This is a genomic window from Listeria farberi, from assembly GCF_014229245.1.
Taxonomy (GTDB): Bacteria; Bacillota; Bacilli; order Lactobacillales; family Listeriaceae; genus Listeria; species Listeria farberi.
In genome coordinates, this window is sequence record NZ_JAARZJ010000018.1 from 21294 (window position 1) to 34888 (window position 13595).

General features: G+C 38.0%; 11 protein-coding genes and 1 other annotated feature. Of the genes, 9 read left to right on the forward strand and 2 right to left on the reverse strand.

The window, feature by feature from the left end; all coding sequences use genetic code 11:
• Positions 1-59: 59 nt before the first annotated feature.
• Positions 60-1259, forward strand: a complete 1200-nt coding sequence (gene metK / locus HCB45_RS13595) for a methionine adenosyltransferase (protein ID WP_185620276.1) — start codon at positions 60-62, stop codon at positions 1257-1259.
• 135 nt (positions 1260-1394) lie between these two features.
• Entirely contained in the window at positions 1395-3260 is a 1866-nt protein-coding gene (gene asnB / locus HCB45_RS13600) for an asparagine synthase (glutamine-hydrolyzing) (RefSeq protein WP_185607798.1), read from the forward strand.
• A gap of 25 nt (positions 3261-3285) precedes the next feature.
• Here asnB and mnmM read toward each other — a convergent pair whose 3' ends face one another.
• Complete coding sequence (mnmM, locus tag HCB45_RS13605; protein ID WP_185318960.1) at positions 3286-3861, reverse strand: tRNA 5-(aminomethyl)-2-thiouridylate-methyltransferase MnmM; 576 nt, start codon at positions 3859-3861, stop codon at positions 3286-3288.
• Positions 3858-4823 (reverse strand): tRNA modification radical SAM protein MnmL/YtqA, encoded by a 966-nt coding sequence (gene mnmL / locus HCB45_RS13610; RefSeq protein ID WP_185607797.1) that lies wholly within the window; start codon positions 4821-4823, stop codon positions 3858-3860. The genes mnmM and mnmL overlap by 4 nt, the downstream gene beginning before the upstream one ends.
• Before the next feature lie 128 nt (positions 4824-4951).
• Positions 4952-5153: a binding site (T-box leader), on the forward strand.
• 73 nt (positions 5154-5226) lie between these two features.
• Between mnmL and leuS the strand changes: the two genes are divergently transcribed.
• The 7 genes from leuS to HCB45_RS13645 all read left to right on the forward strand — a co-directional run bounded on the left by leuS (position 5227) and on the right by HCB45_RS13645 (position 13536).
• On the forward strand, positions 5227-7638 hold the full coding sequence (gene leuS, locus HCB45_RS13615; RefSeq protein ID WP_185318958.1) for a leucine--tRNA ligase: 2412 nt from the start codon (positions 5227-5229) through the stop codon (positions 7636-7638).
• An 87-nt stretch (positions 7639-7725) separates the two neighbouring features.
• Complete coding sequence (locus HCB45_RS13620) at positions 7726-8577, forward strand: MurR/RpiR family transcriptional regulator (protein WP_185318957.1); 852 nt, start codon at positions 7726-7728, stop codon at positions 8575-8577.
• A gap of 140 nt (positions 8578-8717) precedes the next feature.
• Positions 8718-9608 carry an N-acetylmuramic acid 6-phosphate etherase gene (murQ, locus tag HCB45_RS13625; protein WP_185318956.1) on the forward strand — a complete coding sequence of 297 codons (891 nt, stop codon included), beginning with the start codon at positions 8718-8720 and terminating at the stop codon, positions 9606-9608.
• 12 nt (positions 9609-9620) lie between these two features.
• Positions 9621-11069: a PTS transporter subunit EIIC gene (locus HCB45_RS13630; RefSeq protein ID WP_185318955.1), complete on the forward strand. Its 1449-nt coding sequence runs from the start codon at positions 9621-9623 to the stop codon at positions 11067-11069.
• A gap of 418 nt (positions 11070-11487) precedes the next feature.
• Entirely contained in the window at positions 11488-12237 is a 750-nt protein-coding gene (gene rpsB / locus HCB45_RS13635) for a 30S ribosomal protein S2 (RefSeq protein ID WP_014093012.1), read from the forward strand.
• A 79-nt stretch (positions 12238-12316) separates the two neighbouring features.
• Positions 12317-13201, forward strand: coding sequence for a translation elongation factor Ts (gene tsf, locus HCB45_RS13640; RefSeq protein WP_003767202.1), 885 nt, complete (start codon positions 12317-12319; stop codon positions 13199-13201).
• 95 nt (positions 13202-13296) lie between these two features.
• Positions 13297-13536, forward strand: a complete 240-nt coding sequence (locus HCB45_RS13645; protein ID WP_185318954.1) for a hypothetical protein — start codon at positions 13297-13299, stop codon at positions 13534-13536.
• Positions 13537-13595 lie beyond the last annotated feature (59 nt).

Below are 13595 nucleotides of genomic sequence, written 5' to 3' on the forward strand. Positions count from 1 at the left end.
AAATAGAGAAAGGCTTTTTATATGAGACGTATTTGGAGAGAACTAGAGGAGGAAAAAAATTGGCTAAGAACCGTCATCTATTTACATCGGAATCGGTTTCTGATGGACATCCAGATAAAATTGCAGATCAAATATCTGATGCAATTTTAGATGCAATTATTTCAAAAGATCCGGACGCACGTGTAGCTTGTGAAACCACCCTGACAACTGGTTTAGTATTAGTAGCAGGAGAGATTACTACTTCTGTTTATGTAGATATTCCTAAAATCGTTCGTGATACTATTAAAGAAATCGGCTATACTCGAGCAAAATATGGTTTTGATGCAGAGACATGTGCTGTTTTAACGGCTATTGACGAACAATCACCAGATATTGCGCAAGGTGTGGACGAGGCACTAGAATCAAGAAGTGGCAGCGAAATTGATGCTGCTATTGAAGCAATTGGAGCAGGTGACCAAGGTTTGATGTTTGGTTTTGCTACAGATGAAACAGAAGAGTTAATGCCATTACCAATCTTTTTGGCACATGGCTTGGCACGTAAGTTAACAGAATTACGTAAAACGAATAAATTAGATTATTTACGACCAGATGCGAAAACACAAGTAACCGTAGAATACGATGAATTTAATCAACCTGTCCGCATTGATACAATTGTTGTTTCCACGCAACATCATCCGGACATTACACAAGAACAAATCGCGAAAGACTTACACACGCATCTATTCCCAGAAGTAATTGATGCCTCTTTCTTAGATGAAAATACAAAATACTTTATTAATCCAACCGGGCGCTTTGTTATTGGTGGACCACTTGGCGATGCTGGCTTAACTGGCCGTAAAATCATCGTGGATACATATGGTGGTTATGCACGTCACGGCGGGGGAGCGTTCTCTGGTAAAGATCCGACCAAAGTAGACCGATCTGGTGCTTATGCTGCAAGATATGTAGCTAAAAATATCGTTGCTGCTGGACTTGCTAAAAAAGTAGAAGTACAAGTTGCTTATGCTATCGGAGTTGCGCGTCCAGTTTCGATTTCGATTGACACATATGGGACCAGTAACTATTCAGAACAAGAATTAATTGATGGCGTCAATGAGCTATTTGACTTACGCCCAGCCGGGATAATCCATATGCTAGACCTGCGTCGCCCAATTTATCGTCAAACAGCTGCATTTGGTCATTTTGGCCGTAGCGATCTTGATTTACCTTGGGAAAGAACCGACAAAGCAGAAGCCTTAAAAAAATTAATCGTAAAATAAGCTTAACCGAACATTTCTTGTAAGGAATGTTCGGTTTTTTCTTTCCTAAACAGTGCAAAGAAAGCCTAGTTATGATATGATAGACGTTGTGAAAAAAAGATAAAATGATTATCTATATAGAGGAGAAATGTTACCATGTGTGGATTTGTAGGATGCGTACATGACCGCATTGCAGAAATTACTGGCGCTGATAAAGAAACCTTTAGACAAATGAACAGTATGATTACGCACCGTGGGCCAGATGATGAAGGATACTTCACAGATGATCACGTGCAGTTTGGTTTCCGCCGTTTAAGTATTATTGATGTAGAAAACGGTCATCAACCGTTAACGTATGAAAATGAACGTTACTGGATTATTTTTAATGGAGAAGTTTATAACTATGTGGAACTCCGCGAGCAATTAGTTGCTGAAGGAATGACATTTGAAACTGAAAGTGATACCGAAGTAATTATCGCTACATATGCGAAATACAAAGAAAAAACAGCAGAACGTCTTCGTGGGATGTTTGGTTTCGTTATTTGGGATAAACAAGAAGAACTTGTTTACGGCGCACGCGATCCATTCGGAATTAAACCATTTTTCTATGCAGAAGAAGATGGCAAGCTATTTATGGGTTCTGAAAAGAAATCCATTTTACATGCTTTAAAAGAAAAAGAATTGGATGAAGTTTCATTACAAAACTATATGACTTACCAATTCGTTCCAGAACCAGATTCCTTAACTAAAAATGTCAAACGTTTAGAACCAGGACATCAGTTCACGAAGAAAATTGGTCAACCAATGGAAATTACTACTTATTGGAAAGCATCTTTTGCACCAGTAACTAAATCAGAAGACGCTTGGATTAAAGAAGTCCGTGACGTGATGTATGATTCTGTAAAAATGCATATGCGTTCTGATGTTCCAGTCGGATCTTTTCTATCTGGCGGTATTGATTCATCGATTATTGCAGCGATTGCCAAAGAATATCATCCAGCAATTAAAACATTCTCTGTAGGCTTTGAGCGCGATGGTTTCAGTGAAATCGATGTCGCAAAAGAAACAGCAGATAAGCTTGGAGTAGAAAATATTAGTTATGTTATTTCACCAGAAGAATATATGAAAGAATTACCAAAAATTGTTTGGCATATGGATGACCCACTTGCTGATCCAGCTGCTATTCCGCTTTATTTCTTATCAAGAGAAGCGCGTAAACAAGTAACCGTAGCATTATCAGGTGAGGGCGCAGATGAACTATTTGGCGGTTATAACATCTACAACGAACCAAATTCTCTTGCGATGTTTAACAAAATGCCAAGCGTATTTAAATCAATGCTAAATAGTGTGGCGCACATTATGCCAGAAGGTATGCGTGGTAAAAGTTTCTTAGAACGTGGAACCACTCCGATGGAAGAACGCTATATCGGAAACGCGAAAATGTTCACGGAAAAAGAAAAACAAATTTTACTTCCAAAATATCAAGCTGGTCATGACTATACGAATATTACAGATCCATTTTATGCAGAAACAACGAATTATCATCCTGTAGAAAGAATGCAGTATATTGATATTCATACGTGGCTACGCGGAGATATTCTTCTCAAAGCTGACCGTATGACAATGGCTAATTCACTGGAAGTTCGTGTACCTTTCCTTGATAAAGAAGTGTACAATGTAGCAAGAAATATTCCAGATACAATGAAAACAACCAATAGCACAACCAAATATATCTTACGTAAAGCGGCAGCAACATTCGTGCCAGAACACGTACTTAATCGCCGTAAACTAGGATTCCCAGTACCAATTCGTCACTGGCTAAAAGACGAAATGAACGCTTGGGTTAAAAATATCATTAAAGAATCACCAACCGATCATTTAATTAACAAACAATACGTTCTAGGCTTACTAGAAGACCATTGTGCTGGGAAATTCGATTATAGTCGTAAAATCTGGACAGTAGTCATTTTTATGATTTGGTATGATGTATACGTAGCAGATAAATATGATTTTGGAAAATAAAAAGAAAACCTAGACAGGCTAATTATTAGCTTTGTCTAGGTTTTCTTTTTTCGATGACAATAACAAAAGGCGCATCATTTTTTTGATTTATAAAGTTATAAGATAAAACGTGGAAATCTTGTTGTGGAATCGCTTCACAAAAAGTCATGACAGCATCTTTTTCGATTTTTCCAGCTGGATGACCGTGATAAATCACAAGAATAATGACGCCACCAACTTCGAGCAGCTTCATTAAATGACCAAGACTTTCTAGCGTCGAATCAGCGGTTGTTGTAATTTCTTTGTCGCCACCTGGCAAGTAGCCGAGATTGAAAATAGCAGCGCGAACAGGTTTTGTTGCATATTTTGGAATGAGCGCATGGCTAGCACATACGAGCTCCATTTGCGAAGAAACACCCGCATTTTCTAAACGGGCCTTCGTCGCATCAACAGCCACTTGTTGAATGTCAAATCCAAGCACATGCCCATTAATACCAACAAGTTCCGCTAGTAAAAGCGTATCATGTCCATTGCCACATGTGGCGTCAATCACATAGTCACCAGGACGAACTACTTTCCGGAGCGTATCATGAGCGAAGGGGAGAATGCCTCTTAAATTCATTTGGAAACCACTTCCGCAGGTTGATAAAGTTTCCCTTGCCAGCTATCTCTTCGAACGAGTTCTGCATCAATCGCATTCAGTACTTCAAATTTATTTAAACTCCAAACTGGCCCGATTAAATCATCTACACCACCATCGCCTGTAATTCGGTGAATAACCATTTCTGGAGGTAGAATTTCGAGTTGGTCAGCCACTAAGTTCACATAACCATCACGGGTTAAAAATTCTAAGTCACCTTTTTTATAATCTTCAACCATAGGTGTTCCTTTTAATAAATGGAGCAAATGGATTTTAATACCATCAACGCCACTTTCAACTACCTTTTGTGCGGTTTCCATCATCATTTCCGGTGTTTCTTTCGGAAGTCCGTTAATGATGTGGGTACAAATGCGGATATTATGTTTTTGTAGTTTGCGCACACCTTCTACATAACAATCATAATCATGCGCGCGATTAATTAAGCGTCCGGTTTCATCATGAGCAGATTGCAACCCGAGTTCCAACCACAAATAAGTCCGTTCATTTAATTCGGCCAAGTATTCCACGACATCATCTGGCAAACAGTCAGGTCTTGTCGCAATCGAAAGTCCAACCACGCCAGGTTCATTCAAGACCGTTTCAAATTTCTCACGCAATTCAGCAACAGGGGCATGAGTATTTGTAAAAGCCTGGAAGTAAGCAATACATTTCCCATCTTTCCATTTCGTTTGCATCTTGTCGCGCACCTGCTGGAATTGTACTTTTAAATCAAGCGCTCGGTTTCCAGCAAAATCACCAGAACCAGCCGCACTACAAAATGTACAACCACCATGCGCCACTGTGCCATCACGATTTGGACAATCAAAACCACCATCTAGCGCAACTTTGTATGTCTTTTGACCAAATTCTTCGCGTAAACAGTAGTTCCATGTATGGTATCTTTTATTATCATTACTATATACAAATGGATTCGTTTGTTTCACTAGTTTTAAACTCCTTTAAATCAAATTCTCCATTCATTTTAGCACATTTTACTACGAAAGTTAGATAAATCTTCAGACCGCTTGCTAAAAAAACTAAATTCAGCTACAATAAGACTAATGAATTTTGCGAAATAGCGATGAATTGGAGTAGTAATCTCTATATTTTGATGTAAAGAGAGCTGACGGTTGGTGCAAGTCAGTCACAAAATCTGGATGAACTTACCATGGAGCTTGGGTGTATCCCCGTTTTCCGCGTTAAGGAATTGTTAAGTTGAGTGGTCAAACACTAATGTGGGTGGTACCGCGGGAGAAGCATCTCTCGTCCCATGGCGATAAGCCGTTGGGATGTAGGGATTTTTTTGTAGTCAAAATTCGATATTTTAAGGAAAAGAGGATGAGTAAAGTGACATTTAATCATAAAAAAATGGAACCGAAATGGCAACAATATTGGAGTGAACATAACACATTTAAAACAACAGAAGATAAAGATAAAGAAAACTTCTATGCACTAGATATGTTTCCTTACCCATCTGGAGCAGGTCTTCACGTAGGACATCCAGAAGGCTATACTGCAACAGATATTTTGTCTAGAATGAAACGTATGCAAGGGAAGAACGTCCTTCATCCAATCGGTTGGGATGCATTTGGACTTCCTGCAGAGCAATATGCGATTGATACTGGTAACGATCCAGAAGAATTCACCGCACTGAATATTGCCAACTTTACTCGCCAAATTAAATCTCTTGGTTTTTCCTACGACTGGGACCGTGAAATTAATACAACAGACCCAGAATATTATAAATGGACACAATGGATTTTTGAAAAACTATATGAAAAAGGTCTAGCTTATGAAGCTGAAATCGCTGTAAACTGGTGTCCAGCACTTGGAACCGTACTAGCTAATGAAGAAGTAATCGATGGCAAAAGTGAACGCGGTGGCTTCCCTGTTTTCCGTAAACCAATGCGCCAATGGATGCTTAAAATTACCGCATACGCAGATCGTTTGCTAGATGATCTTGATCTGGTGGATTGGCCTGAAAATATTAAAGATATGCAACGTAACTGGATTGGTCGTTCTGAAGGTGCAGAAGTAACTTTTAAAATTAAAGATAGCGATGAAACGTTTAATGTCTTTACAACACGGCCGGATACACTTTTTGGCGCAACATATACCGTTTTTGCTCCAGAACACGAACTTATCGAAAAGATCACAACACCTGAGCAAAAAGAAGCAGTGGAAGTTTATAAAAAACAAGTAGAACTAAAAAGCGAACTAGAAAGAACTGACCTTGCAAAAGATAAAACAGGTGTCTTCACAGGAGCTTACGCGATTAATCCAATCAACGGCGAAGAAGTGCCGATTTGGATTGCTGACTATGTTTTGATTCAATACGGAACAGGGGCAATTATGGCTGTACCAGCCCATGACGAACGTGATTTTGAATTTGCACAACAATTTGGTTTGAATATCCGTCCAGTACTTGAAGGCGGCGACTTGACAAAAGAAGCATTCACTGGCGACGGACCACATATTAACTCTGATTTCTTGAACGGCCTAGCTAAAGCAGAAGCGATTACTGCTGCAATTGATTGGCTAGAAAAAGAAGGCATTGGTAGCCGTAAAATCACATATCGTTTGCGCGACTGGTTGTTCAGCAGACAGCGTTACTGGGGCGAACCAATTCCAGTTATCCACTGGGAAGACGGCGAAACAACACTTGTACCCGAAGAAGAACTGCCACTACTTTTGCCAAAAGCAACAGAAATCAAACCATCAGGAACTGGCGAATCACCACTTGCTAACTTGCATGACTGGGTAAACGTAACAGACGAAAACGGTCGAAAAGGTCGTCGCGAAACAAATACGATGCCACAATGGGCTGGATCAAGCTGGTATTTCTTGCGTTATATCGATCCAAAAAACAGCGAAGCAATTGCTGACAAAGAAAAACTAGCAGAATGGCTTCCAGTTGACGTTTATATCGGCGGGGCAGAGCATGCAGTGCTTCACCTTCTTTATGCACGTTTCTGGCATAAATTCTTGTACGATATCGGTGTAGTTCCGACAAAAGAACCTTTCCAAAAACTATTTAACCAAGGGATGATTCTTGGCGAAAATAACGAAAAAATGTCCAAATCAAGAGGCAATGTCGTTAACCCTGATGAAGTAGTAGAAAAATACGGTGCAGACACACTCCGCTTGTACGAAATGTTCATGGGACCACTAGAAGCTTCGATTGCATGGAACGAAAATGGACTAGAAGGTGCACGTAAATTCCTAGACCGCATCTGGCGCTTGCTAGTAACTGAAGAAGGCACACTCGCTGAAAAAGTTACAACTGATACGAATGTTAACATAGAAAAAGCGTATCATCATATGGTGAAAACAGTTACGAATCATTACGAAAACCTGCGCTTCAATACCGGGATTTCGCAACTAATGATTTTCATCAATGAAGCATATAAACAAGATACGATTCCAAAACAATATGTCGAAGGTTTTGTACAACTCCTGTCACCAATCGCACCACACCTTGCAGAAGAACTATGGGAAATCCTTGGACACACCGAAACAATCAGCTACGTAGCTTGGCCAACATACGATGAAACCAAGCTAGTAGAAGATGAAGTAGAAATCGTACTTCAAGTAAATGGCAAAGTAAAAAGTAAAATCACCGTTGCAAAGTCACTCGAAAAAGAAGAACTAGAAAAAATCGCACAAGAAGACGACAAAATGAAAGAAAACCTAGAAGGCAAAACAATCCGTAAAGTGATTGTTGTTCCAGGGAAACTTGTAAATATTGTTGCGAATTGATAATGGAAACTGCTGGCTTCTAGCCGGCAGTTTTATTTTTGACCAATTTTTTGGTATAATTACGGAAAATGGAATGGAGAAAAGTTAATGAATAATGGTAGTATTATCAATCGAATAGAAGGTATTTTAAATGATTTGCCGAAGTCAGAGAAAAAAATTGGCCAAGCAGTATTAGCAAATCCAGAATTTACAACTACTGCATCGATTCATAAGCTAGCTCAAAAAGCAGATGCAAGCGGGGCGGCTGTTATCCGTTTCTGTAAATCAATCGGACTTCAAAGTTTTCCAGAATTAAAAAGACAATTATCATTAGATTTGGCTCAACCACAAAAGAAAGGCTATTATGATATTGAACCAAATGAAGATTTTCATACCATCACAGAAAAACTAGTTTCCAACATGATTCAAACGATGAACGATACGGCTAGCCAACTAAACGAAGCCAAAGTTTTAGATGCATGCGAATTACTCGACAAAGCAGATACTATTTATACCTATGGGGTCGGGGCTTCTTGGTTAGTAGCAGAAGATATTTCGCAAAAGTGGCTGCGTGCAGGGAAACATGTTTTAGCTACGCAAGATGCACATGTTCTAGCAATGGCTTTTGCAACGGGGAAGAAGAAAGCCGTTTTTATTGCTATTTCTAACAGTGGAGAAACATCCGAAGTCTTGCAACTCGTAGATCAAGCCAAACTGAACAACGTCATTGTGATTAGTCTTACACGTTTTGGTAGCAATAAGCTGAAGGAAAAAGCAGATTTATCTTTAGAAACTTCTCGTGCTCCAGAAGCTGAAATTAGAAGTACAGCAACAAGTTCAAGACAAGCGCAATTGCTAGTAATTGACATTTTATTTTACTATTATGCATCCCATCACTACGACGAAATGATTCACCAAATTAAACATTCGCGAGAGGCCACTAATCGTTTTAGAGAATAATAGAAAATAGGTAGTAGCTTAATAATTAAAGCTACTGCCTATTTTTTTATTACCAATAATAAATAAAAATTTTAATATTTAATTTATATATTGAAATTTTATTTCATTTATATTATACTATGTTGGAAGGAGTGGTTAAAATGTTAGAGAATTTAGCAACAGAAGAACGAAATAAAAAAACGATTGATTTAGATACACTTTCTCCAAAAGAAATTTTAGCAGTAATGAATGAAGAGGATTTAACAGTTCCAATAGCTATAAAAAAGGTCTTACCTCAAATTGAGTCAATTGTAAGCGGTGTCATCTCGTGTTTTCAAAAAGGTGGCCGTTTGATTTATCTAGGTGCCGGAACAAGTGGAAGATTAGGGGTACTTGATGCAGCTGAATGTGTTCCAACTTTTGGGGTCTCAAAGGAGCAGGTCATTGGCTTAATTGCAGGTGGTGAAAAAGCTTTTGTAGCTGCAATAGAAGGTGCGGAAGATTCAAAAGTACTTGGCGAAAACGACTTAAAGCAAATTAAGTTAACTGCAAACGATTTTGTTATTGGTATTGCTGCAAGTGGTAGAACACCTTATGTGATTGGTGCGCTTGACTATGCCAAATCTGTTGGGGCTAAAACCGGAGCAATTTCTTGCAATACTAATGCAAAAATTTCAGCACACGCTGATATAGCAGTAGAAATTATGACCGGAGCGGAAATTTTAACAGGTTCCACTAGATTAAAAGCAGGAACAGCTCAGAAACTAGTATTAAATATGATTTCAACAGCTTCAATGGTCGGAATTGGAAAAGTGTATAAAAATTTGATGGTGGATGTTTTACCAACAAATAAAAAATTAGAAGAGCGCTCTAAACGAATTATTATGGAAGCCACAGAAGCCGATTACGAAACAGCAAATAAATTTTATGAAGCAGCTGAAAAACATGTAAAAGTGGCCATTGTCATGATATTAACCAATTCAACCAAAGAAATAGCGTTAGAAAAATTAAGTGAAGCAAAAGGGTTTGTTCGAAACACTATCCAAAAATAAGGAGCTGGAATAATGACAAAAGAAGCAGAAATTGGCAAACAAATATTTATTCACGTTGGTGGAATGGAAAACGTTTCAAGAATTGCACATTGTATGACACGAGTTCGATTGGGGATAGTTGATAGTGACCTTGTTGATGTAGCTGGATTAAAAAAAATTCCGGGCGTTATTGGTGTTGTAGAAGATGATACTTTACAGATTATTGTTGGACCAGGAGTTGTGAACAAAGTAGCCGGCGCAATGGCAGAAATAGCTGGTGTTAAAATTGGCGAAACGATTCAAGAAAATTTGGATAGCGGCACAAAAACTGGTAAGGAATTAGTCGAAGAAAAAGCATCCAAAACAAAAGCAGAATTAAAAGCAAAACAAAATAATTCATCAGGTTTTAAAAGATTACTAAAATCAATCTCTAATATTTTTGTTCCACTAATTCCAGGATTTGTTGGCGCGGGATTAATTGCAGGTATTGCAGCAATTATTGCTAACAATATAACAGCTGGAAATTTAGATGCTGCTGTTTGGACTCAATATATTGATATTTTAGGGGTTATTAATAAAGGAATATTTGCCTTCTTAGCCATTTATGTAGGGATTAATACCGCGAATGAATTTGGTGGAACACCTGTACTCGGTGGAGGAATCGCTGGAATAACATTGCTTTCTGGATTGGCAGAAGGACATACAATTACAAACATTTTCACGGGGGATCCTATCGTAGCCGGACAGGGTGGAATTATCGGCGTGTTATTAGCAGTTTGGCTAATGTGCCTACTTGAAAAAAACTTGCGCAAAATCATTCCAAATGCGATAGATATTATTTTTACGCCAACGCTTGTATTACTTATTATTGGTTTAGTAACTATTTTCTTAATTATGCCATTTGCAGGACTTGTATCAGATGGTTTAGTTAACGGTATTAATTGGGTAATCGAAGTTGGGGGAGTATTCGCAGGTTTTGTACTAGGAACGTTATTCTTACCAATGGTAATGTTTGGGTTACATCAAGTTTTAACACCTATTCATGTAGAAATGATTGCTCAAAATGGTTATACTATCTTACTACCTATTTTAGCAATGGCAGGTGGTGGACAAGTTGGAGCAGCAATTGCACTTTGGATTCGTTGTCGTAAAAATAAACCACTTGTAAATATGATTAAAGGGGGTCTTCCGGTTGGGATTTTAGGCATCGGTGAACCATTAATTTATGGGGTAACAATACCACTTGGTAAACCTTTTCTTACAGCTTGTCTCGGAGGCGGTATTGGTGGGGCTGTAATCGGCTATTTTGGTAACGTCGGAGCAATTGCAATCGGACCATCAGGGGTTGCACTTATCCCTCTAATCGCGAATAATGAATGGCTTTCTTACGTCATCGGACTAATTGCAGCATATTTAGGTGGATTCATTTTAACTTATTTCTTTGGCACTCCAAAAGACGCAATGAATAGCGTAGAATTTTAATTTACTGAAAGATAATAAAAAGCATCAGAATTTGAAATGAATTTTGATGCTTTTTATTATTTAAAATGTAAAACATGTAATTATAATTGAGAAATCGAGACTTTTATCGCAAATAAGCGAGAAAACAGCTCTTGGACACCGAACGCTATCGTGTTAATAACGAAAATGGCGTTCGGTGTTCCGGCAGTATTCAGTTTAATAATCGTCAATTTATACTAGAATAGATTTTGGGAAGTTTAACGCAATAACTTGCAACTTGAGCTCTATTATGCTATATTTATTGTTAGTGTTAAATCACACACGCACGGTGACAGACTGAGAAGGTGCTTAGCGGCTTGTTCGCTTAAGTTTTTCAGCTGGTTGATCCATGCGGAGGGCGGTTATCCGCAAAAAATAAACCAATAGGAGGGAATAACACATGCCTGTTATTTCAATGAAACAATTACTCGAAGCAGGAGTTCACTTCGGCCACCAAACTCGCCGTTGGAACCCAAAAATGAAGAAATATATCTTCACAGAAAGAAATGGTATTTATATCATTGACCTACAAAAAACAGTGAAAAAAGTAGACGAAGCTTTCAACTTCATGCGTGAAGTAGCTAGCGACAACGGTACTATCCTGTTTGTAGGAACTAAAAAACAAGCACAAGAATCCGTTCGCGACGAAGCTATCCGTTCTGGACAATATTTCGTGAATCATCGTTGGTTAGGTGGTACTTTAACTAACTTTGAAACTATTCAAAAACGTATTCAACACCTTAAAAAAATCGAAAAAATGGAAGCAGATGGAACTTTTGAAGTCCTTCCTAAAAAAGAAGTAGTCCTTCTTAAAAAAGAACAAGAAAAACTAGAACGCTTCTTAGGCGGAATCAAAGACATGAAAGGTCTTCCTGACGCTCTATTCATCGTTGACCCACGCAAAGAACGTATTGCGGTTGCAGAAGCTCGTAAACTTCATATTCCTATCATCGGTATTGTTGATACAAACTGTGATCCGGATGAAATCGACTACGTAATCCCTGCAAATGATGATGCTATCCGTGCGGTTAAACTTTTAACTGCTAAAATGGCTGATGCTATCATTGAAGTGAACCAAGGGGAAGAGTTAACTGAAGCAGAAGTTGCTCCTGTAGAAGAAAAAGCTACAGAAGAAACTACTGAAGCATAAGATTTTATTTGAAACTTTCAAGGTGATAAGGCACTATTCTTATCACCTTTTTTAAAGAGAAAAATTGGAGGGAAAATAAATGGCTAATATTACAGCTCAAATGGTAAAAGAATTACGTGAAAAAACTGGTGCTGGTATGATGGATTGTAAAAAAGCGCTTGTAGAAACTGAAGGAGATATGGAAAAAGCAATTGACTATCTTCGTGAAAAAGGTATCGCTAAAGCTGCGAAGAAATCTGATCGTGTTGCTTCTGAAGGTATGACTCATGTAATCAGCAATGAAAAACATGCAGTAGTACTTGAAGTAAATGCTGAAACAGATTTCGTTGCTAAAAACGATAACTTCCAACAGTTAGTTGATGCATTAGCTAAACAAATTCTTGCAGTACGTCCTGATAGCTTAGAAGACGCGCTTAAAACAGAAATGCCTAATGGTCAAACTGTTCAAGATTATATCACTGAAGCAATCACAAAAATCGGTGAAAACATTTCCCTTCGTCGTTTTGAAGTAAAAGAAAAAGCAGACAACTCTGCTTTTGGTGAATACATCCACATGAATGGACGTATTGGCGTTCTTACACTTCTTGAAGGAACTACTGACACTACAGTTGCAAAAGATGTTGCAATGCACATCGCTGCAATCAATCCTAAATACATTTCTCGTGAAGACGTTTCTACTGAAGAAGTGGAACACGAAAAAGAAGTATTAACTCAACAAGCATTAAACGAAGGCAAACCAGCTAATATCGTTGAAAAAATGGTAGAAGGTCGTTTGAAAAAATATTTAAGCGAAATTTCCTTAGAAGACCAACCTTTCGTTAAAAACCCAGACATCACTGTAGGTGAATACGTAAAACAAAGCGGTGGTAAAGTTGTATCATTCGTACGTTTCGAAGTAGGCGAAGGAATCGAGAAAAAAGAAGATAACTTTGTTGAAGAAGTAATGAGCCAAGTGAAAAAATAAGCCTTATTGATGATTTCCCCTCGAGTTTTCCTAGAGAATTCGGGGGGTTTTTGCTATACTTAAACTACATATAATAACAACAAAAGGAGTTCAATATGAAGAAAATCATCAAGATTACTTTAATTGTTTTATTTTTATTGTTTTTACTGGATAATATATGGATGATGGTACAAACAAAACAAGGACTGGATTTACCGATTTGGCTTCAAATAGTTTTTTTGCTTGTTTATATAATTTCTGCAATAACTACATATAAAGGAAAATGGTTTGGATTTTTTGCTTCTTTTTTAATGGGTATTGGTATTATGTTAGTAAGTATAATTGTCAGTTTGTAACTAAAAACCTCGATTATCACTCGGGGTTTTTTGTTTTATTAAGTTTAATATACTATATG